Raw genomic sequence first — 259 nt, 5'->3', positions numbered from 1 at the left:
AGAGGAGATAGAGAGCTTCCGAATTAAGTACAACGGTAAAAAAGGAGTACTGAATGATTTTTACGAAACATTAAAAGACGTTCCTAATGATCAGAAAAAAGAATTCGGACAGAAGATTAATTCTTTGAAGCAGGCTGTTGCTGTAAAATTGGAAGATTTTAAAAATACTTCCGAATCTTCTCTTATTACCGAAAAAGAAGATCTTACAAGACCTGCGTTTCCACTGGATCTAGGATCAAGACATCCGATCAATCTGGTG

1 pseudogene is annotated in these 259 nt (G+C 35.9%); it reads left to right on the top strand.

Annotation, left to right across the window (positions count from 1 at the left end):
- A pseudogene (locus SCA31_RS24180) lies at positions 1–259 on the top strand (phenylalanine--tRNA ligase subunit alpha); the annotation flags it as partial.

It is taken from the genome of Chryseobacterium sp. SIMBA_028, from assembly GCF_046535285.1.
Taxonomy (GTDB): domain Bacteria; phylum Bacteroidota; class Bacteroidia; order Flavobacteriales; family Weeksellaceae; genus Chryseobacterium.
Note: the sequence above shows the minus strand (reverse complement) of the source record. Positions and strands in the feature narration are given on the sequence as shown.